The 26,540-nt window shown below is 36.6% G+C and carries 20 protein-coding genes, 6 tRNA genes and 6 pseudogenes; 16 read left to right on the top strand and 16 right to left on the bottom strand.

Annotated features, from left to right (window positions below; translation table 11 throughout):
- Positions 1-29 precede the first annotated feature (29 nt).
- The 4 genes and pseudogenes from rlmM to L3081_RS12405 form a co-directional block, all read right to left on the bottom strand.
- On the bottom strand, positions 30-1,109 hold the full coding sequence (rlmM, locus tag L3081_RS12420) for a 23S rRNA (cytidine(2498)-2'-O)-methyltransferase RlmM (RefSeq protein WP_242286495.1): 1,080 nt from the start codon (positions 1,107-1,109) through the stop codon (positions 30-32).
- Positions 1,106-1,537: a DUF423 domain-containing protein gene (locus L3081_RS12415; protein WP_242286493.1), complete on the bottom strand. Its 432-nt coding sequence runs from the start codon at positions 1,535-1,537 to the stop codon at positions 1,106-1,108. The genes rlmM and L3081_RS12415 overlap by 4 nt, the downstream gene beginning before the upstream one ends.
- On the bottom strand, positions 1,518-2,186 hold the full coding sequence (locus L3081_RS12410) for an alpha/beta family hydrolase (protein WP_242286492.1): 669 nt from the start codon (positions 2,184-2,186) through the stop codon (positions 1,518-1,520). Before L3081_RS12410 ends, L3081_RS12415 begins: the two co-directional genes overlap by 20 nt.
- A gap of 50 nt (positions 2,187-2,236) precedes the next feature.
- Positions 2,237-3,170 (bottom strand): annotated as a pseudogene (locus L3081_RS12405) (transcriptional regulator GcvA).
- Between the two features lie 318 nt (positions 3,171-3,488).
- On the opposite strand from L3081_RS12405, the gene L3081_RS12400 reads away from it, so the two are divergent.
- Entirely contained in the window at positions 3,489-3,788 is a 300-nt protein-coding gene (locus tag L3081_RS12400; RefSeq protein WP_242286490.1) for a hypothetical protein, read from the top strand.
- A 259-nt stretch (positions 3,789-4,047) separates the two neighbouring features.
- Here L3081_RS12400 and kdsA read toward each other — a convergent pair.
- From kdsA to hemA, 7 genes and pseudogenes are all read right to left on the bottom strand, one after another.
- Positions 4,048-4,888: pseudogene (gene kdsA, locus L3081_RS12395) on the bottom strand (3-deoxy-8-phosphooctulonate synthase).
- A gap of 85 nt (positions 4,889-4,973) precedes the next feature.
- A pseudogene (locus tag L3081_RS12390) lies at positions 4,974-6,211 on the bottom strand (DUF819 family protein).
- Between the two features lie 79 nt (positions 6,212-6,290).
- Positions 6,291-7,112 (bottom strand): SirB1 family protein, encoded by an 822-nt coding sequence (locus L3081_RS12385; RefSeq protein ID WP_242286488.1) that lies wholly within the window; start codon positions 7,110-7,112, stop codon positions 6,291-6,293.
- Between the two features lie 26 nt (positions 7,113-7,138).
- On the bottom strand, positions 7,139-7,510 hold the full coding sequence (locus L3081_RS12380) for a SirB2 family protein (protein ID WP_242286487.1): 372 nt from the start codon (positions 7,508-7,510) through the stop codon (positions 7,139-7,141).
- A 33-nt stretch (positions 7,511-7,543) separates the two neighbouring features.
- A complete protein-coding gene (prmC, locus tag L3081_RS12375; RefSeq protein WP_420839728.1) occupies positions 7,544-8,437 on the bottom strand; it encodes a peptide chain release factor N(5)-glutamine methyltransferase in 894 nt (297 codons plus the stop codon).
- On the bottom strand, positions 8,438-9,526 hold the full coding sequence (gene prfA, locus L3081_RS12370) for a peptide chain release factor 1 (RefSeq protein WP_242286485.1): 1,089 nt from the start codon (positions 9,524-9,526) through the stop codon (positions 8,438-8,440).
- A gap of 177 nt (positions 9,527-9,703) precedes the next feature.
- Positions 9,704-10,972, bottom strand: coding sequence for a glutamyl-tRNA reductase (gene hemA, locus L3081_RS12365; RefSeq protein ID WP_242286483.1), 1,269 nt, complete (start codon positions 10,970-10,972; stop codon positions 9,704-9,706).
- A 221-nt stretch (positions 10,973-11,193) separates the two neighbouring features.
- Between hemA and lolB the strand changes: the two genes are divergently transcribed.
- The 14 genes and pseudogenes from lolB to L3081_RS12295 all read left to right on the top strand — a co-directional run bounded on the left by lolB (position 11,194) and on the right by L3081_RS12295 (position 20,239).
- Positions 11,194-11,850: a lipoprotein insertase outer membrane protein LolB gene (gene lolB, locus L3081_RS12360; protein WP_242286481.1), complete on the top strand. Its 657-nt coding sequence runs from the start codon at positions 11,194-11,196 to the stop codon at positions 11,848-11,850.
- A gap of 46 nt (positions 11,851-11,896) precedes the next feature.
- Positions 11,897-12,841: a 4-(cytidine 5'-diphospho)-2-C-methyl-D-erythritol kinase gene (ispE, locus tag L3081_RS12355; RefSeq protein ID WP_242286479.1), complete on the top strand. Its 945-nt coding sequence runs from the start codon at positions 11,897-11,899 to the stop codon at positions 12,839-12,841.
- Positions 12,842-12,903: 62 nt separating this feature from the next.
- Positions 12,904-13,851: a ribose-phosphate pyrophosphokinase gene (locus L3081_RS12350; protein WP_242287027.1), complete on the top strand. Its 948-nt coding sequence runs from the start codon at positions 12,904-12,906 to the stop codon at positions 13,849-13,851.
- Positions 13,852-14,137: 286 nt separating this feature from the next.
- A complete protein-coding gene (locus tag L3081_RS12345) occupies positions 14,138-14,764 on the top strand; it encodes a 50S ribosomal protein L25/general stress protein Ctc (protein ID WP_274620515.1) in 627 nt (208 codons plus the stop codon).
- A gap of 47 nt (positions 14,765-14,811) precedes the next feature.
- A pseudogene (gene pth / locus L3081_RS12340) lies at positions 14,812-15,397 on the top strand (aminoacyl-tRNA hydrolase).
- A gap of 78 nt (positions 15,398-15,475) precedes the next feature.
- The gene (gene ychF, locus L3081_RS12335; protein ID WP_242286476.1) at positions 15,476-16,567 is read left to right on the top strand and encodes a redox-regulated ATPase YchF; all 1,092 of its coding nucleotides are present in this window, start codon (positions 15,476-15,478) and stop codon (positions 16,565-16,567) included.
- Positions 16,568-16,701: 134 nt separating this feature from the next.
- The gene (locus L3081_RS12330; RefSeq protein ID WP_242286474.1) at positions 16,702-17,043 is read left to right on the top strand and encodes a DUF3718 domain-containing protein; all 342 of its coding nucleotides are present in this window, start codon (positions 16,702-16,704) and stop codon (positions 17,041-17,043) included.
- A gap of 212 nt (positions 17,044-17,255) precedes the next feature.
- Positions 17,256-17,332: transfer RNA gene (locus L3081_RS12325), tRNA-Met, on the top strand.
- A 38-nt stretch (positions 17,333-17,370) separates the two neighbouring features.
- Positions 17,371-17,455 (top strand) — tRNA-Leu (locus tag L3081_RS12320).
- A 45-nt stretch (positions 17,456-17,500) separates the two neighbouring features.
- Positions 17,501-17,575 (top strand) — tRNA-Gln (locus L3081_RS12315).
- A gap of 54 nt (positions 17,576-17,629) precedes the next feature.
- Positions 17,630-17,704 (top strand) — tRNA-Gln (locus L3081_RS12310).
- 168 nt (positions 17,705-17,872) lie between these two features.
- A tRNA-OTHER gene (locus L3081_RS12305) sits at positions 17,873-17,965 on the top strand.
- Positions 17,966-17,973: 8 nt separating this feature from the next.
- Positions 17,974-18,059 (top strand) — tRNA-Leu (locus L3081_RS12300).
- A gap of 1,144 nt (positions 18,060-19,203) precedes the next feature.
- Positions 19,204-20,239, top strand: a pseudogene (locus L3081_RS12295) (Leu/Phe/Val dehydrogenase).
- A 98-nt stretch (positions 20,240-20,337) separates the two neighbouring features.
- On the opposite strand, the gene L3081_RS12290 reads toward L3081_RS12295, so the two are convergent.
- The 5 genes and pseudogenes from L3081_RS12290 to thrS form a co-directional block, all read right to left on the bottom strand.
- Complete coding sequence (locus L3081_RS12290) at positions 20,338-21,441, bottom strand: phosphoribosylaminoimidazolesuccinocarboxamide synthase (protein ID WP_242286472.1); 1,104 nt, start codon at positions 21,439-21,441, stop codon at positions 20,338-20,340.
- Positions 21,442-21,585: 144 nt separating this feature from the next.
- Positions 21,586-21,945, bottom strand: a complete 360-nt coding sequence (gene rplT, locus L3081_RS12285) for a 50S ribosomal protein L20 (RefSeq protein WP_242286471.1) — start codon at positions 21,943-21,945, stop codon at positions 21,586-21,588.
- A 15-nt stretch (positions 21,946-21,960) separates the two neighbouring features.
- Positions 21,961-22,155, bottom strand: coding sequence for a 50S ribosomal protein L35 (gene rpmI, locus L3081_RS12280; protein WP_242286469.1), 195 nt, complete (start codon positions 22,153-22,155; stop codon positions 21,961-21,963).
- Between the two features lie 195 nt (positions 22,156-22,350).
- Entirely contained in the window at positions 22,351-22,908 is a 558-nt protein-coding gene (gene infC / locus L3081_RS12275; RefSeq protein WP_242286467.1) for a translation initiation factor IF-3, read from the bottom strand.
- Between the two features lie 221 nt (positions 22,909-23,129).
- Positions 23,130-25,038 (bottom strand): annotated as a pseudogene (thrS, locus tag L3081_RS12270) (threonine--tRNA ligase).
- 489 nt (positions 25,039-25,527) lie between these two features.
- Here thrS and L3081_RS12265 point away from each other — a divergent pair.
- Positions 25,528-26,487, top strand: coding sequence for a GGDEF domain-containing protein (locus tag L3081_RS12265; RefSeq protein ID WP_242286465.1), 960 nt, complete (start codon positions 25,528-25,530; stop codon positions 26,485-26,487).
- Positions 26,488-26,540: the final 53 nt, after the last annotated feature.

The following is a 26,540-nucleotide window of genomic DNA, read 5'->3' as shown; positions in this document are numbered from 1 at the left end:
ACTTCTATATATTAACTTCTACAAAACCGCTAAATTAATCTTGCATGTACGGTGATTTCTTCTCGATCATAATACAAATGCTTAGCATATAGTTCATACTTTACTTGGTGTTCACTGAACGCATCTTTGATCGATTGTAAATCCTCATTTACTTGCTGAAAACGGCCCTTCATCGGCAATTTCAAATTAAATATCGCTTCTTTACAATAGCCATTTAACAACCATTCACTCATTAATTTAGCAACGCGTTGCGGTTTTTCAATCATGTCACATACTAACCAATAAACATTCTTTTTCCTTGGTAAATATTTAAAACCGTCCATCATTTTGTGTTTAACCTGCCCTGTTTCCATCAAAGATTCAGCCATAGGGCCGTTATCAATGGCAGTTACCATCATACCTCGGCGTACAAGTTGATAGGTCCGACCACCAGGCGCAGAGCCTAAATCAACGGCATTCATTCCAGAAGTTAAACGAGTATCCCATTCATCACGAGGAATAAAGTATAAAAAGGCTTCATCAAGCTTTAATGTTGATCTACTCGGCGCTTGGCTTGGAAATTTAAGACGTGGAATTCCCATGACATGTGGCGAACTGTTATGTGCTAGTGAATAACCTAAAATCAACTCTTGACCTGATAAGAAAAGAGCGTGCAAGACAGCACCACCTTGCCTTGCATCAAACACATCCTTTTTACTGGTGAGAATATTAGCTTTACGTAGACTTTGGCGTAAAGGTACCGCTAATTTACGGCAAAATTTACTTAACTCTTTACCCTCGTTTGTATCAGGCGTTTCCATTCGTAAATCATCATATTGCCACTCGCTATCTAATGATTCCATTATGGCTTCTACCCGGTTGTAGTCAGGTAAATCAACTTTTTCATGCAAAGTAACAAACCATTGACGGGTAAAAATCAGTCGTTTTAACGGCAATTTTTGCATTAACGCTTCACCATGAAGTGGGTCATGTAAATGGAAAAAAACCAAACCTTGATTTTTTTTCAATTCCAGATAACCATACATTTCATTCCAGGAAGCTTTTTCTTGGATTTCGGCTCCACACTCTTTTTCAAAGCCTGGACGGCAATATAAAACAATAGCTGTCATAAATTTCTTTTACCTTCAATTGACAAAAGCAGCCAAGCAACTGCTAATGATATTCCACCAATGGGGGTTAGCTTACCGATAATGGCAATGCTGAAAAATGTTTTAATATAAATACTTACACTAAAAAATAAGATACCGATCGCAAAAGCAATACAAGCAGCTAACAATAATTTACAAGAATTATTGGCTGATAAACGTGTTGTAGTCCAAACGAGAACAATTAACAACACTATTGTATGCAATAATTGATATTGCAATGCTGTTTTTAATGTTGTTTGCACGTTAACAGGTAATGACAATCCGGCATGCGCAAGCCAAGCGCCGAATAGTACAGAAAAGCAACCGCTAACGCCAACAAATATCATTAAATATTTTATAATACCGTTTCGCTGCAGGGTTTGTGTTTTATCAGATATTGGTTGCTGCATTCGTTTTATGTTCCTGTATGAATAGCTTAATACCATTGACCGCACTTTCCATATGTTGAGCAAGCGTGAACCCAGATTTCACTCGAGGTTTTAAACTATGATCACCATCAGCTAAAAAAATGCATCGACAAAGGTTAGATATTTTATAATTAACAATCTCAGCTTGAGACCCTAATGTATCACGTTCTCCTTGTACGATAAAAATAGGCTTACGGGTGTTTTGTAATGGCTCCAATCGTAATTTATCAGCCTTATTCACAGGATGAAAAGGATACCCTACACAAAACACTCCTTGTATTAATAAGCAAATATCTTCATCACTTGCAAGGGTTGCAGCAACACGAGAGCCCATCGATTTACCACCAATAAATAATGGTAACTCTGTTCTATCATTAGTTGAAATCAATTCATTAATTACCTGTTTATAACACTCAAGCAGTTTTGGCATTCTATCAGGTGGGTAACGTTTTCCTAGTGCCAAACGTTTATCCATATAAGGAAAATTAAACCTAACAACATTGATATTAACTTGGTTAAATAATAATACTATTTGTGTCATAAATTCATGATGCATATCAGCACCAACACCATGCGCAAAAATTACCTGAGCTATGGGGTTTTCTACATTACTTTCTATTGTAGAGATCATGTTTACTTATTACGCTATTAAATAAAAGTGTTGTTGATTGACTCATTAAGCTAAGTAATTTGCCCATCCTTTACTTGTTCTTGTTCTGATTCAACCATATCAAGTAACCAATCCCTAAACGCTTCAATTTTCCCAATATCTTTTTGTACTTCTCGACAAACAACAAAATAAGCATTTTTACTCACCAAAGACGTCATTAAATGGACAGATTAAACGTCCCGAGTCAATATCTGGCTTAGCCAATACGCTATAGGCTAAAGCAACACCCTGCCCATATAAAGCCGCTTGAACCACCATAGCCGAATGACTGAAAATTGGGCCATGATTAACATTTACGCCTTTAACACCTACTTGTTTAAACCGGCGTTTCCAGTCTTTACGAGAGGTATCGTGAAGTAGAGTATGATGTTGTAAATCATCTAAAGAGCGTAATGGCGGTTTACCACTTGCCGCTCCCTCTTGCATTAGTAAAGGTGAGCAAACAGGTATTAAGTATTCAGTATGTAATTTATCAGCATGTATGTTGGGCCACCGACCTCGACCATAATATATCGCAACATCAACATCTTCGGTTAATGAGTTTTCAGCTTGATCGACTGCTTTTATTCTGACATCAATATCTGGATGCAATGCGTTAAAAGCACTCAACCTAGGTACTAGCCACTGAATAGCAAAACTGGCCTGTGAACTGACGGTTATTGCCCCCTTGGCACCACGTGCTAATAACTTTTCAGTTGCCTCATACAATGAATTAAAAATACCTTTTATATCGAGATAGTATGATTGTCCCTCTTCGGTGAGTAACAACGAGCGATTTTTTCGCATAAACAATTTTAGACCTAAATGATCTTCTAATGCTTTAATTTGGTGGCTAACCGCTGCTTGAGTTACGAATAACTCTTCCGCTGCACGGGTAAAGCTTAATTGCCTAGCAGACGCTTCAAATGCTCGCAATGCGTTTAGTGGTGGTAATCTACTTGCCAAGTTACACCTATTCCTTGTTTATAATTATCAAATTAACTGCATATAAAATCAAAAACACAGCATAACAATTATCCATTAGTTATTCTAATGAATAACATTATTATTTGTCGTTTTATATTTATAGTTATATTACGTATTATAGCCCCCGTAGATGAAGGACATCATCTCAAGGTTCTAAAAAGTAATATAAGCTGTGTCACCCAACCCACAGCCTATACTTTAAAAAAGAACAAGCGCGAGAAAAGGTCCTAATAAATCTATCAGCCCGAATAACGGCATAAACAAAAATTTATTATTAGGTCAAACAGGAATAACCCTATGAAAAACATTACTATATACTTATACAAATTAGTGATTTTAGCTACATCGCTCGTTATGGTTTACTTTGCAACAGGCATAGCAACAATTGCACAAGCAACTGAATTACTAAAAGCCGACCCAATTGAGCATGAGACTTTTATTAGCCAAGCACAAGATAACTTAGCACTAACATTCTCAACTATCAGCGTTAGTACTAGTACAACACAAAATAATGCTAAAAACATGATAGCAATGAAACAAGTTTCAACAAATAAAGATAATGTAATATCACTAAACCAAACACTACTTAGTGAATAAAACTCATAACTAAATGCTCGCACATTCAAATGAGTAGGGGCGCAATACTTTAAGTATTGCGCCCCTTTTACTTTTAAGAAAACTATACCCGTTTTATATCAATGTCACTAACTATGTGATCATTTCTACTAGCTAAAACCACCAACTACATTGTTATTTAATAATTTGAACCATCATCTAGTTATTGAAATAAATGCCTTGTATTTGGCAATTTTTTCTACGTATAAAGTAGATCACTCAATTAATGAAACTGGTATTACTATTCTGTTATCAATGGTTCAAAACCTTTGACTAAATCATCAATCGCTTTCATTTGCACCAAGTAAGGTTCAAGCTTATCAAGTGGTAGAGCACAAGGCCCATCACACTTAGCAACCGGGATTTGGGTGTGCTTCAATAAATAAACCGGCAATACCAATAGCCATACCGCTGCGTGTTAACTGAGCCGCTTGTGCCCTTCTACCATCAGCACTATCGCTGCGTCCACCAGGCTTTTGTAGCGAATGGGTTGCATCAAAAATGACAGGCGCATAGTGACGCATTTCATCCATAGCTAACATATCCACTACTAAGTTGTTATAACCGTAACAGCTTCCTCGTTCACACAGGATAATATTTTCATTTCCTGCTTCACCAAATTTTTTAATAATATGCTTCATTTCATGTGCAGCTAAAAACTGTGGTTTTTTCACATTAATTACCGCACCTGTTTTAGCCATAGCAACGACTAAGTCGGTTTGTCTGGCAAGAAATGCAGGTAATTGAATTACATCAACTACTTCACTTACAGGCTGAGCTTGATAGGGTTCGTGAACATCGGTAATAATAGGCACATTAAAAGTCGACTTGATTTCTTCAAATATTTTTAACCCTTCATCAAGACCTGGTCCTCGATAAGAATGAACTGATGACCGGTTGGCTTTATCAAATGATGCTTTAAAAACATAAGGGATATTTAATTTTTGCGTCACTTCTACATAGTGTTCTGCAATTTTCATCGCTAAATCGCGAGACTCAAGTACATTCATCCCGCCAAAGAGTACAAACGGTTGATCATTAGCGACCTGAATACCATTCACTGAAACTGTTTTAATTGTCATAATATTTCCTAAAAAAAAGCAACTTAAAAGTGTTATAAATAAAAAGTCGCAGCAGATGAACTTTGCGTCTTAACAACTTAGCTACTTAGCTACCAATAATGCGTAATAGCTGTCCACACATCCATGCCATATAGGTACCCAGTGCATAACCTAGCACGGCCAACAACACACCAACAGGCGCTAATGACGGATGAAATGCTGAAGCGATAACTGGCGCTGATGCTGCACCACCAATATTTGCTTTACTGCCAACCGCTAAATAGAATATAGGTGCTTTAATCGCTCGACCAACAATGAACAGAAGTGCTACGTGCACTGCCATCCAGATTAAACCAATGACCACATATTTAGGCGCTTCAACTATTTGTGTTATATCCATATGTAAACCAATGGTCGCCACTAGAATATACAGAAAACTACTTCCAACTTTTGAGGCACCAACGGCTTCTAGTTGTCTTACCTTAGTAAAAGAAAGTAATAAGCCTATTGTTGTCACCAACACAATAATCCAAAACAATTTACTATGCAGACTGAATTTTTCTAGCGCGGGGTAATTAACTTTGAAAAATGGTACTAAAAAATCGGCTGCTAAATGGGCTACGCCTGCAGCACCAAAACCAATAGCGAGAATAAACATAAAATCTTTTAATTCTGGTCGTCTAGCATGAGCTCGTTCAAACGCTTCAACTTTATCAATTAGCTTATTTATACCGGAAGTATCTGCCCCACTTTTAGCATCTATACGTTTATGATTTGCGGCAAAATACAGTAAACAAGCCATCCACAAATTAGCAACCACAATATCAACCGTGACCATTACCGTAAATATTTTGCCATCAGCGCCATAAATTTCTTTCATAGCGAGCATGTTTGCGCCACCACCAATCCGGCTACCACCAATGCCGCCATACCTCGCCAAACGGCATCAGGTCCTGTTACTCCTAACAACTCGGGCCAAATAGCTGAAACAACCAATAACGCGATGGGTCCCCCAATAACAACACCAATAGTACCGGTAAGAAACATGATAATGGCTTTATTCCCAAGTGATGCAATGGCTTTTAGATCAATACTTAACGTTAATAAAACCAAACAAGCCGGCAATAAATAGTATTTTGCCACATCATCAACCTGACTAATTTCTGCACTTACTATACCGAAGGTGTTCAGTAGTGAGGGTAATAAGTAGCACATAAGGAGTGCCGGAACATATTGATAGAATTTTTTCCAAACGGGATGTTGGCTATTTGAACTATAAAAAACAAAGCCCAATAATAATGAGAGTATACCTAATACGGCAGCATCATTTGTGATTAATGGCATGGCCAATGGTGCAGACATTTAATTTCCTATTATTTATGATTACTCTTCTTCGTTATCTATACGTAATCTTACGAAGAGACTAATGAAAGGTGGGATCATTCAATGTTATTTTATCCAATTGAATTTTTAATAATTGTGCTGCCGGATCTTTTGGGCATTTTTCAACAAAATAACGATAATCATCAACCGCTACTTTAAAGCAATCTAACTGGTGAAGCAAAAAACCACGATCACGACGTTGCATTGGATCGTCAGGATTTAATGACAATAATACATCAACACATAATAATGCTTGCTCGAATGCTTGTTCTCTAATCAACGTACTTTTTAATAAACTTAGGTATTCAACTAACACTGCTTGTCTATTCATACTAGGGAAATCGTGCTGACTAGGATCACCTTCCAGATCTTCAAGACGTTTGTCTAGCTCATACCAGTCTAATGACTCCCCTGTGACCGCATCAAAAATAATGGCATATTGCTCATCACAACATAAACGTACCATTACTTTGTTAGGTACAAAAACCAAATCAGCATTAAATCCACACGCACTAATAATTTCACAAACTACCACGGCTTTCACTATGGGCGACATTAAACGTTGACTTAAACTTAAAGCGACTTTAAAAGCACTTATTGGCCAATTTGTTTTATGATTATCAATAAAGAGATGCTGATAATATAATTCGTTCATTAATACTTCAGCTTGCTCTAATGGCGATTCAATATCTGCTATTACAGCTTGGCACTGTTCAATTATTAATGATAAACCATCAAATGATAATTCGTTATTATCTACAGCACTTGAAGAAGGATTGAAAATAGTCTCTTCAAGTAGCACGAGTGTTTGTAATAAATCTTTTTCTTTTGATTGGAGTTCTGATAGCAACAGTGTATTCATAAAGGTTAAATTATTGGCTCGTTATATTATTTATTAGAAAAAAGTGGTTCGCGCGTCATGGCTAATCGAACAATTAACATTATCCAACCCATTGCACCTAGATAACCAATAATTTGCATTGTCTTATTTCTGGCAAGTTTTAGCGTGTAGTAACCCGTAAAAATATACGCAAATACGGCTAATATTTTTTCTCCTAACCATAATTGTTCTAGCGGATTAATAGCATATTGTACCGCCATTATCACACCGATAGCTAACAAAAAGGTGTCAACAATGTGAGGGGTAATTTTAACCCATTTAGCTTGTAATTTAGCAGAATGTGCTAAAGTCCAAATAAAACGTAAAGTAAACAAACTGATACTAATTACGGCTAATGTCATATGAAGGTGTTTAAACACAACTTACTCCTATTGAGATGATTAATTTAATTTTTAAGAAAAAGTTGCCCAAGTAATCCGATCATGGCCATTTAAATCTTGCTTTGTTTGAGGGGCTAGAAACCCCAGATTTTCTAATATACTACGCACATCATCACCTTGTTCAAAACCATGTTCAAAAAACAATTGTCCATGAGCCGTTAAAAAATTTCTGGCTATGTTGGCAATATGTTTGATGTCTGCCAAACCATTATCAGTAGCAATTAACGCTGATGCAGGTTCAAATCGAACATCACCTTCTGTTAAGTTTTTATCGTTACCATCAATATAAGGCGGATTAGACACAATTAAATCGTACTGCTTGTTATTCTCAATTTGAGAGAACCAATCACTCTGAAATATATTAACGTGCGCTAATTGACATTTTTTTGCATTACGTTGCGCCAATTCAACAGCGTCCATACTGAAATCTACCGCATCAATTTTCCACGTTGGGTTTTCACTTGCTAACGCTAATGCAATTGCACCCGTGCCCGTACCTAAATCTAGGCAATTAATATTTTTACGACCACTATAATGTTCCAATACTGATTCAACTAGTGTTTCTGTATCTGGGCGAGGGATGAGTGTTGCTTTAGATACCCATAACGGCAATGACCAAAACTCTTTCACACCAACAATATAGGCAATCGGTTCACCCTGAATTCGTCTAATTAACAACTGGAAAAAATCATGCAATTGCGTATCGTTAAGCTTTTTTTCAGGCCAAGTGAGTAAAAAACTACGATCTTTATCAAGCACAAAGCTTAATAGAATTTCAGTATCAAGTTTAGCGCTATCTGACCCTATTTGTAACAATTTTTGACCATGAGTAATTAAATTGGCGATAGAGTTATCGCCAATTAAACTAAGCCTTCGAATCTGTAAATCTAACGTTTTGCTGACCAATTAATGCTGTTCCGCAAGTTCGGCCAATAAATCTGCTTGATTTTCTTGCATAATTGGCTCCATGATCAATTGTAAATTTCCTTCCATTATTTCATTTAAACGATAGAGTGTTAAATTAATACGGTGGTCACTCATGCGCCCCTGGGGGAAATTATACGTACGGATGCGTTCAGAACGATCGCCACTAGCCACTAGATTGCGACGTGATGACTCTTCTTCACTACGACGTTTTTCATCTTCAGCTTGTTGTAACCTGGCTTGCAATACAGACATAGCTTGGGCACGGTTTTTATGTTGAGAGCGTTGGTCTTGACATTCAACCACAACCCCTGATGGAATATGTGTAATACGAATAGCCGAATCGGTTTTGTTAACATGTTGACCACCGGCGCCAGATGCGCGGAATGTATCAACTTTCAAATCAGCTTTATTGATTTCAATCGCTTGTGATTCTGGAATTTCAGGCATCACAACTACAGTACAAGCAGAAGTATGTACGCGGCCTTGAGATTCAGTTTCAGGTACACGTTGTACACGATGCCCACCTGATTCAAATTTCATTTGCCCATACACCCCTTCACCATTAATTTTTATAATTAATTCTTTATAGCCGCCCTGTTCACTTTCATTAGAGTTCATCACTTCAACTTTCCAACCTTGCTTTTCAGCATATCGGCTGTACATTCTAAACAAATCTCCCGCAAAAATAGCAGCTTCATCACCACCTGCACCGGCACGAATTTCAACAAAACAATTGTTATCGTCATTTGGATCACGTGGTAACAGTAAAATTTGTAATTCATCCGCTAAATCAGCAACCGCTTTTTTAGCCTCTTTAAATTCTTCTTGCGCCATTTCACGCATATCAGGATCATCATCTTTAAGCATTAATTCTGCTGTAGAAAAATCATCTTCGGCGCTTTGATATCTATGAAATACAGAAGTAACTTCATCTAAACGCTTGAATTCTTGTGATAATGCACGGAATTTGTCTTGATCACTAATAGTGTCAGGATCTGATAATAAGGCTTGAACTTCTTCAAAGCGTTCAGCTAAAGCTTCAAGTTTGTGATAAACGGACGATTTCATTAAAATATCTTTTTAAAAGGAGTAATTAAACTAGGGAAATTAAATTAACGTTATTCTAGCACAGCCATTATTTTTCTACAGCTGCTAGTTTATGGTCAAAGGTATTTGAATTTATAGCAGATTTACATAGATGTTTAAACAACTTCGTATACTACTTATATTGATTACTGTTGCAAGTTAATTTGGATCGTCGATATTAAAAACATCACGTAGATAAATTAACTTATCTAATTCACCACCTTGCGCTGCTGATTGCAAGGCACTCGTTGGCGCATGCATAAACTTATTTGCTAATTTAGTCGCTAACTCACCAACAACGGCTTCAGGATTTTTACCATTTTTCAATTGTACTAATGCTTTTTCAAGTAATTGATCTCGTTCATGCAAAGACTGTTTTCTAAAATTAATAACAGTATCTTGTGTATTTAAACCTCGCAACCACGACATAAAACTACCTGATTGTTTATTAACAATAGTTTCAGCTTCAACTGCGGCTTTTCGGCGGTTTTCAAGATTTTTTGCAATAATACTTTGTAGGTCATCGACCGTATATAAAAAGACATCTTCTAAATCCCCTACTTGCTCTTCTATATCTCTAGGTACAGCTAAATCAACCATAAAAATAGGTTTATGACGACGCTTAGTCAATGCTTGCTCAACCATGCCTTTACCAATAATAGGTAGAGTAGAACCCGTTGAGCTAATAACAATATCAGCTTGGCTCATATGCTCAGGAATTTGTGCTAATGTGATAACTTCTGCACCAATTTGCTTGGCCATTTTTTCAGCACGCTCAATGGTGCGATTAGCCACTGTGATTTTACCCACATTATTTTCATATAAATGTTTAGCGACAAGCTCTATTGTTTCACCTGCCCCCACAAGTAAAACTTTGGTTTTATTAAGGTCGGCAAAAATATGTTTAGCTAAATTAACGCCGGCAAAAGCAACCGAAACGGCACTGGTGCCAATTTCAGTTTCAGTACGTACTTGTTTGGCAACCCCAAAAGTACGCTGAAAAAGCCTGTCCATCACTAAAGCCATAGAACCCGCTGCTTTTGCTTGGTTATAAGCTTGTTTCATTTGACCCAGGATCTGGGGTTCACCCAACACTAACGAATCAAGACCGCAAGCAACCCGCATCATATGATTAACGGCTTGTTGATCTTGGTGCCAATAAAGGCTTGGTAAAATAACCGAAGCAGGTACATTGTGATAGCTTTCTAACCACTGCACCAAACGTTCTTGGGTCAGTTTAAAGTCCCCGTCTTGAACAATATAAAGTTCAGTTCTATTGCAAGTAGATAAAATGGCAACTTCACGGCATTGTACAGCCAGTAGCATTTCTTTAAGGGCAACAGAAAGCCTATCAGGGTTAAAAGAAATTTTTTCTCTTACCGCGACAGGTGCAGTTTTATGATTAATTCCAACAGCAACTATGGACAATGTAATAAACCTATTGATATTTTACTTATTAACAGTGTAAGTATACTGCAAACACCGATTATAAAATATGATCTGTGACAAAAATCACGGTAATGAATATGTATTTTACAAAATATATTACATAATTTAAAGACATTACCAATGAGTAAAAAAACTTAACCAGTTGAATTGCCTAATTTGCTGTGTTCCAATACTCGCTTCATTCAATGGTACTAGAACAAATGACAACCTCAAATTCATCATTATACGCTTTATTATTTCCTTTGATGCTCATCATGACCATAATATTATCTGGCTGTGCTAACAAACCAAACACAACACCTGAAAATCCCTTACAACTTGTTACTTCAGAACAAAGAATCCAACAATTAAAAAACAAACAAAACTGGCGCATACAAGGTAAAATTGCCTTTATTCAACAAATCAAAACAAAAAACAAACGAGAAAGCGCAGCAATTAGTTGGGAAGTTAACGAAAAAAGTCGAACTCAGGAACTAAACCTAACCAGTTATTTAGGGATTAATGTGCTTAATTTGATTTCTAATAAAGAACAACATTTAATTAAAATAGACGGTAAAGAATATCGAGGAACAAACTTATCTGAATTAATTTATTCACTCACTGAACTTACTCTACCCACTGAAGCCTTAATTTTTTGGGTGAAAGGCATACCATTTAACCAAGATGATAAAGTTGAAATAAATGAAAAAACACAGTTACCAATAAGTATGTCTAGTGAATATAACAATTCAAGTTGGAAAATTAACTACCAGAATTATCGCCCTTTTAATCAAATCAACATGGCAACTCAATTAACAATTGAAAAGGATGAGCTACTCATTAAAATTTCAATCAAAAACTGGTCATTTAATGAGTAACCCTAATGATTAACGATTTTCTATTACCTAAGTTAAAGCAAATAACATGAACAAATACACTGGCAAAACATTTCAATTTCCGTCCCCCGCTAAACTTAACTTATTTTTACATGTCGTGGGACAACGAAAAGATGGCTATCATGAATTAGAAACATTGTTTCAATTTTTAAATTACAGTGACAACATAGAAATATCCGTTACTGAGGGCACGGAGATCACCTTATTAACACCTATTGAAGGTGTAAAAAACGATGATAACTTAATTGTCAAAGCCGCTCGTTTACTTCAGGAAAAAATCTGTTTAATTAATACTAATCCTCTCGTAGTAATGGGGGCACAAATACGTGTCAATAAAATATTACCCATGGGCGGTGGTTTAGGTGGCGGTTCGTCAAATGCCGCTACAATACTCGTCGCGTTAAATTTACTGTGGCAAAGCGATTTTTCAACTGAAAAATTAGCTGAATTAGGTTTAAGCTTAGGTGCTGACGTTCCCATTTTTATCCATGGATTTTCAGCATTTGCTCAAGGTGTGGGTGAACAATTAACCCCCGCAACCCCTAAAGAGTATTGGTATTTAGTAAGTAAACCTCAAATTAGCATTGCCACTGCCAGTGTTTTTTCTTCACCCGATTTACCTAGAGATACTCCCCAACTAACTAGTGACAATTTTAATCAATATTACCGTGACGAATACTTATTCGACAACCATAAATACCACAATGATTGTCAAACCATGGTAATTAAACATTACGATGAGGTTGCCAACCTACTCGCTTGGTTGGTAGAATACGCACCGTCTAGAATGACAGGTACAGGTGCATGTGTGTTTTCACGTTTTTCTAGTGAAAAAGAAGCTATTGAACTACAAAAAAAACTTCCTAACGGAATCTACTCTTTTGTTGCGCAAGGGCAAAATAAATCACCGCTTATCTCTGTTGTAAAGATTATCGAAAATAGACAAAACGAATCAAATAATTGGCTAAACTAAATACTCTGTTGTATTAAATTTAGCTACTACTATTAATGTCAAAAGTTTCTGAGGAACTGACTGTGCCTGACATGAAGATCTTTGCGGGTAATGCCACCCCTGAACTGGCCAAACAAATTGCAAATCGCCTATATATTACGTTAGGCGATGCCAAAATTGGCAGTTTTAGCGATGGTGAAATAAGCTTTGAAATTAATGAAAATGTTCGCGGTAGCGATGTTTTTATTATTCAATCGACTTGTGCACCAACTAACGATAACCTAATGGAACTCATTGTGATGATCGACGCGTTTCGTCGTGCATCTCTTGGGAGAATTACCGCTGTAATTCCTTATTTTGGTTATGCACGTCAAGACAGGCGAGTACGTAGTGCTCGTGTACCGATTACCGCCAAGGTAGTTGCTGATTTCCTATCAAGTGTCGGTGTTGACCGAGTACTAACCGTTGATTTACATGCAGAGCAAATTCAAGGATTTTTCGACGTACCTGTTGATAATGCCTTTGGTACGCCTATTTTATTAGAAGACATGAAAAACCTTGACTTGGATAACCCCGTTGTGGTTTCCCCAGATATTGGTGGTGTTGTTCGTGCCCGTGCGGTAGCAAAATTATTAGACGATGCAGACCTTGCAATTATCGATAAACGTCGACCAAAAGCCAACGTAGCCCAAGTTATGCATATTATTGGTGATGTTAAAGGCCGAGACTGTATTATTGTTGATGATATGATTGACACTGGTGGCACTTTAGCAAAAGCGGCTGAAGCTTTAAAAGCACATGGTGCAAAACGTGTTATTGCCTACGCTACTCACCCTGTTTTATCAGGAAACGCTGTTGAAAATCTTAAAAATTCAGTCATTGATGAAGTAGTAGTAACAGATTCAATTCCATTGTCTAAAGAAATTCAAGAACTTAAAATGGTTCGTCAATTAACATTAAGCGGCATGTTAAGTGAAGCAATACGTCGTGTCTGTAATGAAGAATCTATTTCAGCAATGTTTGATCACTAGTTGAAGTTCATAACAATACCTGAACTTTAACCCTTAGTGCATAACAGTTTACCTTAAAAGCAGATATTATTTTATTATCTGCTTTTTTATTGGTTTTAATTCACTTTTTTATCATTTCAACGTGATTATCAATAGCTTTAACAAGGCGCTAGTGTTATCATGCCGCGCCTTTTTTATCAAACTAGTTTTCATTTATTGATAGCGGGATTCATAAAAAAGCAAACATCCTTGTTTTTGGTCGCAAAAAACAAGACTTAATTTTTTATACAATATAAGAGTATATATCATGATTGATTTATTTACTTTGGATGCAGAAGTACGTACAGATTTAGGGAAAGGTGCGAGCCGCCGCCTACGTCACGCGAATAAAGTTCCTGCTATCCTTTACGGTGAAGGAAAAGAATCTATTTCTTTAACTTTAGAGCACAAAAATGTTCTTCGTGCTCAACAAGAAGAAGCATTCTATTCACACGTGTTAACATTGAAAATTGACGGAAAACCAGTTGAGTGTCTAATTAAAGACATGCAACGTCATCCGTTCAAAAACATTATTATGCATCTTGATTTCATTCGCATTGATGCAAAACATGCTATCTCAACTAACGCGCCTATTCATTTCATTAACGAAGAAAACGTTATTAAACTTGGCGCATCTGTAGCTCATCATGTGACAGAAATTGCGATCTCTTGTTTACCAAAAGATTTGCCTGAGTTTATTGAAGTTGACCTAGCTGATTTAGAAGTTGGTCAAACACTACATTTATCAGACATTAAATTGCCAAAAGGCGTAACATCTGATGAATTAGCGAAAGGCGAAGCTCACGATCAAGCTGTTGTTACTGCTAATGCCGCTAAAGGCAAAGGTGATGACGATGAAGAAGAAGCCGCTACTGAAGAAGCAGCTACTGAATAATCAAACTTTATTCAGTTAGCTATTTAACTTAAAGATGAATAGTTAATATGACTATCAAGTTGATTGCGGGGCTAGGAAATCCTGGCCCCGAATATGCAAAAACACGCCACAATGCAGGTGCTTGGTTTGTTGAAGAACTAGCACAGCGCAATAATATATCTCTCCGTCCTGAAAAAAATATATCTTGGGCTTTATGGTAAAGGTGAAATTGGTGGTGAACTCGTTCACTTATTAATTCCCACCACATTCATGAATAGAAGTGGTCAAGCAGTTGCTCCTTTAGCTAATTTTTTCCGCATTTCTGTAGATAACATCCTCATTGCTCATGACGAATTAGACATCCCCCCTGGTACTATTAAAATAAAACAAGGTGGTGGTCATGGTGGTCATAATGGCTTAAAAGATATTATTGCTCGCATGGCAAATAATAAAGAATTTTATCGTTTACGCATTGGTATAGGTCATCCAGGACATCGGGATAAAGTAACGGGTCATGTATTAGGCAAAGCACCAAGCAATGAACAAACACTAATTGAAAGCGCTATTGATGAAGCAAGTCGATGTTTTGAAATATGGCAAACTCAAGGCTTAGTTAAAGCGCAACAACGCTTACACGCTTATAAAGGCATGTAACATAGAATTTATTTGATAATCGTTTTTAACTGATGATTATCATTGAAATTAAATTTAAATAAAAGACAGGTAATAATTATGGGATTTAAATGTGGCATCGTTGGTTTACCCAACGTTGGAAAATCAACTTTATTTAACGCACTAACTAAAGCAGGTATTGAAGCTGCTAACTTCCCTTTTTGTACTATTGAACCCAATACCGGTGTTGTGCCGGTACCTGACCCTCGTCTTGATCAACTTAGCGCTATTGTAAAACCTGAACGTGTACTTCCTACCACAATGGAGTTTGTTGATATTGCGGGTTTAGTAGCAGGTGCGTCAAAGGGTGAAGGTTTAGGAAATAAATTTCTTGCCAATATTAGAGAAACAGACGCAATAGGTCATGTGGTACGTTGTTTCGAAAATGATAATATCATACACGTTGCTAATAAAATTGATCCTGCAGATGATATCGATGTTATCAATACTGAATTAGCGTTAGCGGATATGGATACCGCCGAAAGAGCTATTCACCGTCAAAGTAAACGCGCAAAAGGCGGCGATAAAGATGCCAAATTTGAAGTGCCCGTTTTAGAGAAAATATTGAAGCATGTGGAAGAAGGCAATATGGTTCGTTCTTTAGATTTAACTAAAGAAGAAAAAGCCGCTGTTGCTTATTTAAATTTCTTAACTATTAAGCCAACAATGTACATTGCCAACGTTAATGATGATGGCTTCGAAAATAATCCATACCTTGACATAGTTAATGCTATTGCTGAAAAAGAAGGTGCTGTAGTCGTTGCTGTATGTGCTGAAATTGAAGGCGAATTATCTGAAATGGATGATGAAGACAGAATTGAATTTATGGCAGAGATGGGCTTAGAAGAGCCTGGATTAAACCGTGTTATCAATTCTGGCTATGGTTTACTGCACCTGCAAACGTATTTTACCGCCGGTGTTAAAGAAGTACGCGCCTGGACAGTTAAACAAAATGCCACGGCTCCTCAAGCTGCGGGGGTTATACATACTGATTTTGAGAAAGGTTTTATCCGAGCAGAAGTTATAGCATTTGAACATTTTATTGAATTTAATGGCGAGTCTGGCGCAAAAGAAGCCGGAAAGTGGCGATTAGAAGGTAAGGATTATTTAGTCAAAGATGGTGACGTGATTCATTTCCGTTTTAACGTTTAAAAATAAATAATAAAGCTTATAAAGATATTTTATATTGAGTTACACTTTATATATTAAGCTACACTTTGATAGTGCAATTAACAATCAATTAATATCCACAACTGTTTATCTAAACAATACATTTAAGGTTTTTTATGAAAAAAGTCTTTTTAACAGCGAGTTTCCTGGTGCTTAGCTCATCTATTGCACCAACAGTTAAAGCCGATGATATATCATTACGCATATGTGAATACGTCCAAGCAAATGACAAAAACCGTTTAAGAGCGTTTTTAAAGCAAAATAAAATTAAAATTCGTAACTTTTACGATGAGCTAACGTGTAATAGTGATAATTTGTTAGTTTTTGCAGCTAAATCTAACGCGCTAGAAGTGGGTAAATTTATTATTGGTAATTTACCAAAGAAAAAAGTACAAAATGAAATAGATACTATTGCTAAACATTCAATACTATTAGCAGAAGAAGCAAGAAATAGATAATTTTATTTAACGCTACTTCAGACAGTTCATATTTATTTATAAAATGCATGCAGAGATTAGTAACCTCTACATGCATTTTTTGTGTAGATAACGGCCAAATTGCACATGCAATAGGCAAACAAACAAAAAGTCGTGTTTTTTGAAAAAAAACGGTTGACGTATGCCAAGCAGATTTGCATAATACGCGCCACTTGCTGAGAGGCAAGATGGAAGGCTACATAGCTCAGCCGGTTAGAGCACATCACTCATAATGATGGGGTCCCAGGTTCAAATCCCGGTGTAGCCACCATTTCATATAACTTAGGTTTTATGAATAATTGAAATTATGCGGGTTTGGCGGAATTGGTAGACGCGCCGGATTTAGGTTCCAGTATCGCAAGATGTGAGAGTTCAAGTCTCTTGACCCGTACCATTTCAAAGCAACATTAGTTGCAGTAGTAAAAAGTAAATACATTGCAGGGATATAGCCAAGCGGTAAGGCAGCGGGTTTTGATCCCGTCATTCAGAGGTTCAAATCCTCTTATCCCTGCCATTTTATTTAATATTTTAATGAATATAAATAAAATTTAATGTAATTACTCCCTGTAGGGATATAGCCAAGCGGTAAGGCAGCGGGTTTTGATCCCGTCATTCAGAGGTTCAAATCCTCTTATCCCTGCCATATAAATCATATATACAACCTTAAAAAATTTAAGTCTTAATAAAGACTTAAATTTAATAAAATGCGGGTTTGGCGGAATTGGTAGAGGCGCTGCTTATCTTTTAGAAAAGTAGGTTCCAGTATCGCAAGATGTAAGAGTTCAAGTCTTTTTAAAGTCGAGTGAAATGCGGGTTTGGCGGAATTGGTAGACGCGCTGCTTATCTTTTAAAAAAGTAGGTTCCAGTATCGCAAGATGTGAGAGTTCAAGTCTTTTTAAAGTCGAGTAAAATGCGGGTTTGGCGGAATTGGTAGACGCGCTTGGATTTAGGTTCCAGTATCGCAAGATGTGAGAGTTCAAGTCTCTTGACCCGTACCATTCAGATATAATCTCTTCAATAGTTACACATAAAACCACCTTTATAAGATAACAATTTTATCATTGGCGGAATTGGTAGACGCGCTGCTTATGTTAGATATAGTAGGTTCCAGTATCGCAAGATGTGAGAGTTCAAGTCTCTTGACCCGTACCATTCAGATATAATCTCTTCAATAGTTACACATAAAACCACCTTTATAAGATAACAATTTTATCATTGGCGGAGTTGGTAGACGCGCTGCTTATGTTAGATATAGTAGGTTCCAGTATCGCAAGATGTGAGAGTTCAAGTCTCTTGACCCGTACCATTCAGATATAATCTCTTCAATAGTTACACACAAAACCACCTTCATAAGATAATAATTTTATCATTGGCGGAATGGGTAGACGCGCTGCTTATGTTAGGTATCGTAGGTTCCAGTATTGCAAGAGGTAGAGTTCAAGTCTCTTGACCCGTACCATTCAGATATAATCTCTTCAATAGTTACACATAAAACCACCTTTATAAGATAACAATTTTATCATTGGCGGAATGGGTAGACGCGCTGCTTATGTTAGATATAGTAGGTTCCAGTATCGCAAGATGTGAGAGTTCAAGTCTCTTGACCCGTACCATTCAGATATAATCTCTTCAATAGTTACACACAAAACCACCTTCATAAGATAATAATTTTATCATTGGCGGAATGGGTAGACGCGCTGCTTATGTTAGATATAGTAGGTTCCAGTATCGCAAGATGTGAGAGTTCAAGTCTCTTGACCCGTACCATTCAGATATAATCTCTTCAATAGTTACACACAAAACCACCTTCATAAGATAATAATTTTTCTCATTGGCGGAATGGGTAGACGCGCTGCTTATGTTAGGTCTTATGCTAGGTAGAGTAGGTTCAAGTATCGCAAGCGGTAGAGTTCAAGTCTCTTGACCCGCACCATTTCATAAAAAATTAAACCTAACCCCCTTCCTCTGATATAACTTACAAAAATTTCTTCCTTTCAATCGTCTGTATCAAAATGTGGACACTTTACTATGCAAACCTTGCCGACAATAAGTTTGTCACGACTAGTGTACACAAATATGAAGTGATAGAGTTCGATCAAATTCTATAATTACTCTTTCACAGAAATACGAGGAAATACAAGCATGGCTTTTTTTGATTTAGCTGATTTTGATGATCATGAGCAAGTTGTTTTTTGTAGCGATGAAGCATCAGGTCTGAAAGCTATTATTGCTGTTCATAATACCAACTTAGGTCCCGCTGTTGGTGGCTGCAGAATGTGGGATTATGCTAGCGATGAGGAAGCTTTAGTTGATGCTTTACGATTATCTAAAGGTATGACATACAAGAACGCTATGGCAGGATTGAAAATGGGTGGAGGTAAATCCGTTATCATTGGTGATGCAAAATCAATTAAATCTGAAGCACTCTTTAAAGCCTTCGGTGAAGCGTTAAACCGAATCAATGGTCGTTATTTAAGTGCTGAAGATGTCAATATAACGACTAGCGATATTGCTATTGTTAATACAGTTACACCTTTTGTTACCGGTACTGAAGGTAAAAGTGGGAACCCAGGCCCTTTTACCGCATTAGGGACGTTTTTAGGCATAAAAGCTAGCGTAAAGCACAAACTTAACCGTGATGATTTAACTGGCTTAAAAGTCGCTGTACAAGGCTTAGGCAGTGTAGGTTATGGCTTATGCGAACATTTACATAAAGCAGGTGCTAAACTCTATGTAACAGATATCAATCAAGCAGCATTAGATAAAGCTGCTGTTGAATTTGACGCAACGGTTGTGAGCTTAGATGAAATTTACGATCAAGATGTTGACGTTTACTCCCCCTGCGCACTTGGCGCAAGTATCAATGATAAAACAATTAGTCGTTTAAAAGCGAAAATAATAGGCGGCTGTGCTAACAATCAATTGGCTGAACCTCGTCATGATAAAGCATTAGTAGATAATGGTATTTTATACGCACCTGACTATGTTATTAATGCTTGGTGGCATCATTAATGTTTCTTTTGAAGAAAATTATAGTATTGAGAAGTCCACTAAAAAAGTTGAAGAGATTTACGATACTTTATTGGATGTTTTCACTAAAGCTGATGAGCAGAATAAACCTACGGGTATGATTGCTGATGAAATGGCACGTGAAATAATTAAAAATGCAGGCAAGTAAATAACCTTTACTTACTTACCATTAATTGACTAATGCCGTTCTTTTTAGCGAACGGCATTATAAAGTGTCAAGCAGCAATAGAATGAAGAGAATAGAAACTAATCAATCAACTGGTACTGTTCACGTAGTATTTTAATAATTTCAGCTTTAGGGTTTTCACTTAATTCGATTTTGCTGCCAGTTATTTTTTCAGCAATCTCAGTATAAGTTTTAGAAACATCCATTAAAACTGATAAAGGTAACTCATTATCGCGTGCTAATGCTTCACGCTCATCCATACGATCTTTATTCAATAAAATATCAGCATCGTCAAAATGATTTAATAAGAGTTGGCGGAAACCTTCTTTTGAATTTTCAACAACCTTTCCTGCACGGTATTGTTCGCCATCCCAAATTCGCGAAGAATCAGGTGTCCCAACTTCATCCATATAAATAAGTTTGTCATTTCCGGCTTTGTCTTTAACATAGCCAAACTCAAATTTTGTATCAACAAATATCTGATCGAGTTCACTCAATGCGTTTGAGATAACATCAAAGCCTTCAGTCAACAATTTTTCATATAAGGTGATATCGTCTAATGATTTAAAATTAAACGCTTCAAAGTTATCTTCAATGTTTTTACGCGTAATATTGACATCATCTACCGCAGGTACACCAGGAATATTATCTAAAATACCTTTAGTTGAAGGAGTTTGTAACAATGTTGGCAACTTAGCATCCTTCGTTAAACCTTCTGATAATTCAATGCCACAGAATTCTCGCTCACCTTTAACATAGCTACGCCACATAGAACCAGTAATGTATTGACGACAAATAGCTTCAATCATAACGGGTTTGGCTTTTTGTACAATCCAAACAAACGGGTGAGGAATATCTAGAATATGACTTTCAGCCGCCCCTTGTTCTTTAAACAGTTTAAACCAGTGATTTGAAATAGCGTTTAATGCGGCTCCTTTACCCGGAACACCTTTCATACCGCCCTCACCCTGCCAAATACAATCAAATGCAGAAATTCGGTCACTAATAACCATAATGGCTAATGGTGTGTCACTAGGTACGTTATAACCTTTTTCTTCAACAAGGCGTGCACTATCAGCCTCTGTTAACCAATAAACACTACGCACTTTGCCACTATGTACAGGAGCATCAGTGCGAATAGGTAAATCATTATTTATCGCTAAAACTTTATCAGCTAAATTCATGGGGTTAGACCTTAATTATCAATAGTTAAATTAATTATATTCAATAGCATTTTTGCACTAATAAAATAATAGTGAATATAATAATAATTATAAAAGAAAAGGACGCCTAATGGCGTCCTTGTCTAGTCAAGCTTTTTTCAATTCTTATGCAGCTAAAGCAGCCTGTGCTTTTTCTACTAAGAATGTGAAAGCTGCTTTGTCATATACTGCAATATCAGCTAGGATCTTACGATCGATTTCAATAGTAGCCTTTTTAAGACCATTAATGAAACGGCTGTAAGATAAACCATTTTGACGAGCTGCTGCATTAATACGAGCAATCCAAAGTTGACGGAATTGACGTTTACGTTGACGACGGTCACGGTAAGCGTATTGACCGCCTTTAGTTACAGCTTGGAAAGCAACGCGATAAACGCGACTACGAGCACCGTAGTAACCTTTAGCTTGCTTTAGAACCTTTTTATGACGTGCACGAGCTTGTACACCACGTTTTACTCTTGCCATTTTCTATTTCTCCTATTAACCGTGACGTAAAAGTTTTTTAACTGACTTAATGTCAGAAGCAGCGATCATACATTTAGCACGTAAGTGACGCTTAACTTTAGTACGGCGTTTAGTCAAAATATGACGTAAGCCGCCTTGTTTGAACTTATAGCCAGAAGCTGTTTTTTTAAAGCGCTTTGCAGCACCTTTATTGGTTTTCATTTTAGGCATTGTTTATAACTCTTTAATTTATACCTTACCATTAAAAATGGGGGTATATGCCAAATATTAAGTAGCGAGGGCGAAATTAATTTTTCACACAGAAGTGCGAATAATTAATTTACTTGCAAGCCGTACTACCGTAAAGATAAAATTGGTGAATTAAGTGTTAAATTAATCACACTTAATTACTTGTCAAACCAAAGATTATCTATTTTTAGGGGCTAGAACCATCACCATTTGACGCCCTTCCGCTCTACGAGGGAAGAACTCAAGCACAGTCAATTCTTCTAAATCGTTTTTAACACGAGTTAAAAGCTCTAAACCAAGCTCTTGGTGGGCCATCTCACGACCACGGAAACGTAATGTAACCTTGACCTTGTCGCCGCCTTCTAAAAAGCGTTTCAGACTACGTAATTTCACCTGATAATCGCCTTCATCTGTACCAGGTCGGAATTTAATTTCCTTAACCTGAATTTGTTTTTGATTTTTTCGTTGTTCTTTCTGTTCTTTGGCTTTTTCGTAGATAAACTTGCCGTAATCCATAACACGACAAACGGGTGGTTTGGCGGTAGGGCTTATTTCTACAAGGTCTACGCCCGCTTCCTCGGCTTGATCCATTGCTTCATCTAATGAAACAATGCCACCTGCTTCTCCGTCAAACTTAATCAAACGAACTTCGTTATCAACAATACCTGTGATTAACTCATTTAAACGATGTCTTGGCTCTTTTTGCCCGCCTCGTTGTCCACCTTTAATAGCCATGTTCCTCCTACAGAAACTCTTTTTTTGACTTACTATAATTGCTATTTAATTTTACTTCATTGTGAGTTGTGTTTATTGATTTGAATCAACTGTGCACATACACTTACAAATAAAATCAAATCTCAGTATCTAAGTTACAAAACAGTGTAAACTAAATAGCAATAAATTTTAATTTTTAACTAAACGAGTTTAATATTCTATACTCGCTACTCAAACTTCAGTTATGCCCGTGTTTTAACTTCTTCACTTAATTTAGCGATAAAATCATCAACAGACATTTTTCCTAAATCTTCACCACTTCGAGTTCTGATAGCAATTTCCCCTGCTTCCATTTCTTTGTCACCGACAACTAAAAGATAAGGAACTCTATTTAAAGTGTGCTCGCGGATTTTAAAGCCTATTTTCTCATTTCTCAAGTCTAGTTTTGCTCTAAATCCACTTTCTTTTAGTTTTTTAGCAATTTTTTCACAATATTCACCTTGTTTGTCGGTAATATTCATAATTGTTGCTTGAGTTGGCGATAACCACGTTGGAAATTTCCCAGTGAACTCTTCAATCAAAATACCGATAAAACGCTCAAGTGATCCTAAAATAGCCCGGTGAATCATGACAGGAATATAACGTTCGTTATCTTCACCTACATAAGTTGCACCTAAACGTTCTGGTAATGCAAAATCAAGTTGTACTGTACCACATTGCCAAGCACGACCTAAACAGTCCATTAAGGTAAATTCAATTTTTGGTCCATAAAAAGCACCTTCACCTGGCAAATATTCAAATTTGATGTTGCTGTCGGTTAATGCCTGAGCAAGACCTGCTTCAGCTTTATCCCAAATTTCATCACTACCAATACGATTTTCTGGGCGAGTAGACAGTTTAACAACAATATCTTCAAAACCGAACGAACCGTATATATCATAAACCATCTCGATACATTTTGTTACTTCAGCTTGAACTTGTGATTCCATACAAAAAATATGAGCATCATCTTGGGTAAAACCGCGCACTCGCATTAAACCATGCAATGAGCCTGAAGGTTCATTGCGATGACAACAGCCAAATTCAGCAATACGTAATGGTAAATCACGATAAGATTTCAAACCTTGGTTAAATATTTGTACATGACCAGGGCAATTCATTGGTTTTATCGCATATTCGCGTTTTTCAGATTCTGTGGTAAACATACCATCGGCATATTTTTCCCAATGCCCTGATTTTTCCCAAAGGCTTCTGTCCATCATCATTGGCGCTTTTACTTCGTCGTAATCATACTCGCGTAATTTCTCACGGACGAATTTTTCAAGTTCAGTATAAATAGTCCAACCATCATTATGCCAAAACACCATGCCCGGCGCTTCTTCTTGCCAATGAAATAAGTCTAATGTTTTACCAATTTTACGATGATCGCGTTTTTCAGCTTCAGCTAAACGTACTATATATGCTTTAAGTTGTTTTTTATCAGCCCAAGCAGTGCCATAAATACGCTGTAACATTTTATTGTCAGAATTACCGCGCCAGTAGGCGCCGAACTTTCATTAATTTAAAATGATGGCAATGACGCATACTTGGTACATGAGGGCCCCGACACATGTCGATATATTCTTGATGATGATATAAAGCAGGAGTATCTGTTTTTTCAATATTTTGATCAAGAATTTCCAATTTATAGGTTTCACCACGCTCAGTAAATGCATCATACGCATCTTGCCAAGTGCCAGTTTTTTTGACAACTTCATAACCTGTACGCGCTAATTCAGTCATACGTTTTTCAAGTTTAACTAAATCATCTTCAGTTATAGATTCATCAAGGTCAACATCATAATAAAAGCCATTCTCAATAGTAGGTCCAATAGCCATTTTAACATTAGGATATAGTTGCTTAATCGCATGTCCTAATAAATGCGCACATGAATGTCGAATGATCTCAAGTCCTTCACTATCTTTGCTCGTAATAAGTTGCAAATTAGCGTCTTGAGTAATTAACTCACATGCATCAACAAGATTTCCGTCAATACGACCGGCTATCGTTGCTTTAGCAAGACCAGGACCTATATCAAGAGCAACATCCATTACGGATACGGCATTTTCAAATGAACGTTGTGAGCCATCAGGGAGAGTTATTATCGGCATCTATTAAAACCTTTATATTTCAATTTATTATGTAAACCTTGGTGCCATATTTTAGTATGTAAAAATACTAAAAATTGATATATGAGAAAAAATACGCAAAAACACCATTGCTATTAAAAACACACTGTCTAAAATTAGGCACGGGATTATAGCAAATGAATCAAGTATATGCATGCACTATTACGGTATTAAATGCATACAATACAGGTCCATTTAATGCGCATTGTAAATGTTTGATTAAAAATAGATGAAATACTAACTACTTTTATTACTAACCAAAAATAACACCTAGATTAATATGGCAGATATTTTGCCAATATTATGGTAAGAATCACATTGTCTAAATGTCTGTGCTATATTATTTTAAAGTAAGTATATTTTATACTTAGATTTATTTTGTCTACATACAAAATAAATCTCCCGCTAATTCTAATGTTTAATAGATAGCGCGTATGGAAGACAGCATCAAGAAACCAGAAGCAGGATTGCATGGAAACAAAAAGAACAGTAACTGAAATTGTACTATTATTACTAACCGCCTTAGCTACGTTAATTGTCAGTGTGTTTTCAGCTATTCGGCGGTACAACGATGATATAACTATTGCGATTATTGATCTTATAATTTCAATAACAATGGCTATTCTCTGTCTCTATATTTTTAAAACTCGAAAAGTTGACGTTACTAAACTCTTATTTGCTATATTTTTAGTCATAGCTTGTACCGCTAGTATCGCAATAAAAGGGTTGCTTCAAGTCTATTGGCTGTATCCTATTATTATTACAATGTACTACTTAATCCCCCCAAAATCAGCTACGGCCCTTTGCTTATTATTAATCACAACCACGTCCTTTATAATCTCAATAGAAACGGATTTGATTAATGTTTTAACTATATTATTAACAACGTTAATGACATCAACATTTTCATTTATTATGTTTCGTTCATATGAACGAAAAATTCTGGACTTTGAAGCATTAGCAACAATCGATCAGTTAACATCAACGGGTAATAGACGTGCTTTGGATAAACGGTTAGCTGACGTAATCGCTAGCCGACATAGAAAAACTTATGATATGTGCCTCATTCTGATTGATTTAGATGATTTTAAAAAAATAAATGATAATTACGGACATGCTGTTGGTGATAACGTTCTCGTTACAACCTGTAATTTAATAAAACAGCACACCCGTGTACTCGATTCATTATATCGGTTTGGTGGCGATGAACTTGTCGTTATGCCATTAAACATGGATTTAAAGTCAGCAAAACAAGTGGCAGAAAAAATACGCTGTATCATTGAAAATCATGTATACGATTGTGATATCAAAATAACCTTGTCAATAGGCGTTGCTGAATATCAACCCGACGATACCCCTGAAAAGTGGATAGGCCGTGCTGACACTCTTTTATATAAAGCTAAGGATGCAGGCAGAAACCAAGTTTATTAATGCGACATTAAGATAAAGTTTAACTAAAATGACATAGACATAATCAAATAATA

Source organism: Colwellia maritima (assembly GCF_022669015.1).
In the GTDB taxonomy this organism is placed as follows: domain Bacteria; phylum Pseudomonadota; class Gammaproteobacteria; order Enterobacterales; family Alteromonadaceae; genus Colwellia; species Colwellia maritima.
The sequence above is the reverse complement of the archived record's forward strand: the minus strand, read 5'-3'. Positions and strand labels throughout refer to the sequence as shown.

Bases quoted from the DNA above. Each gene is read 5' to 3' on its own strand.
- lolB (WP_242286481.1), top strand. From the start codon at position 11,194: ATGACAACCTCAAATTCATCATTATACGCTTTATTATTTCCTTTGATG.
- L3081_RS12345 (WP_274620515.1), top strand. From the start codon at position 14,138: ATGATTGATTTATTTACTTTGGATGCAGAAGTACGTACAGATTTAGGG.
- ychF (WP_242286476.1), top strand. From the start codon at position 15,476: ATGGGATTTAAATGTGGCATCGTTGGTTTACCCAACGTTGGAAAATCA.
- L3081_RS12415 (WP_242286493.1), bottom strand. From the start codon at position 1,537: ATGCAGCAACCAATATCTGATAAAACACAAACCCTGCAGCGAAACGGT.
- rplT (WP_242286471.1), bottom strand. From the start codon at position 21,945: ATGGCAAGAGTAAAACGTGGTGTACAAGCTCGTGCACGTCATAAAAAG.
- L3081_RS12400 (WP_242286490.1), top strand. From the start codon at position 3,489: ATGAAAAACATTACTATATACTTATACAAATTAGTGATTTTAGCTACA.
- L3081_RS12290 (WP_242286472.1), bottom strand. From the start codon at position 21,441: ATGAATTTAGCTGATAAAGTTTTAGCGATAAATAATGATTTACCTATT.
- rpmI (WP_242286469.1), bottom strand. From the start codon at position 22,155: ATGCCTAAAATGAAAACCAATAAAGGTGCTGCAAAGCGCTTTAAAAAA.
- L3081_RS12410 (WP_242286492.1), bottom strand. From the start codon at position 2,186: ATGATCTCTACAATAGAAAGTAATGTAGAAAACCCCATAGCTCAGGTA.
- L3081_RS12330 (WP_242286474.1), top strand. From the start codon at position 16,702: ATGAAAAAAGTCTTTTTAACAGCGAGTTTCCTGGTGCTTAGCTCATCT.
- prfA (WP_242286485.1), bottom strand. From the start codon at position 9,526: ATGAAATCGTCCGTTTATCACAAACTTGAAGCTTTAGCTGAACGCTTT.
- ispE (WP_242286479.1), top strand. From the start codon at position 11,897: ATGAACAAATACACTGGCAAAACATTTCAATTTCCGTCCCCCGCTAAA.
- rlmM (WP_242286495.1), bottom strand. From the start codon at position 1,109: ATGACAGCTATTGTTTTATATTGCCGTCCAGGCTTTGAAAAAGAGTGT.
- L3081_RS12385 (WP_242286488.1), bottom strand. From the start codon at position 7,112: ATGAATACACTGTTGCTATCAGAACTCCAATCAAAAGAAAAAGATTTA.
- infC (WP_242286467.1), bottom strand. From the start codon at position 22,908: ATGGCTATTAAAGGTGGACAACGAGGCGGGCAAAAAGAGCCAAGACAT.
- L3081_RS12265 (WP_242286465.1), top strand. From the start codon at position 25,528: ATGGAAACAAAAAGAACAGTAACTGAAATTGTACTATTATTACTAACC.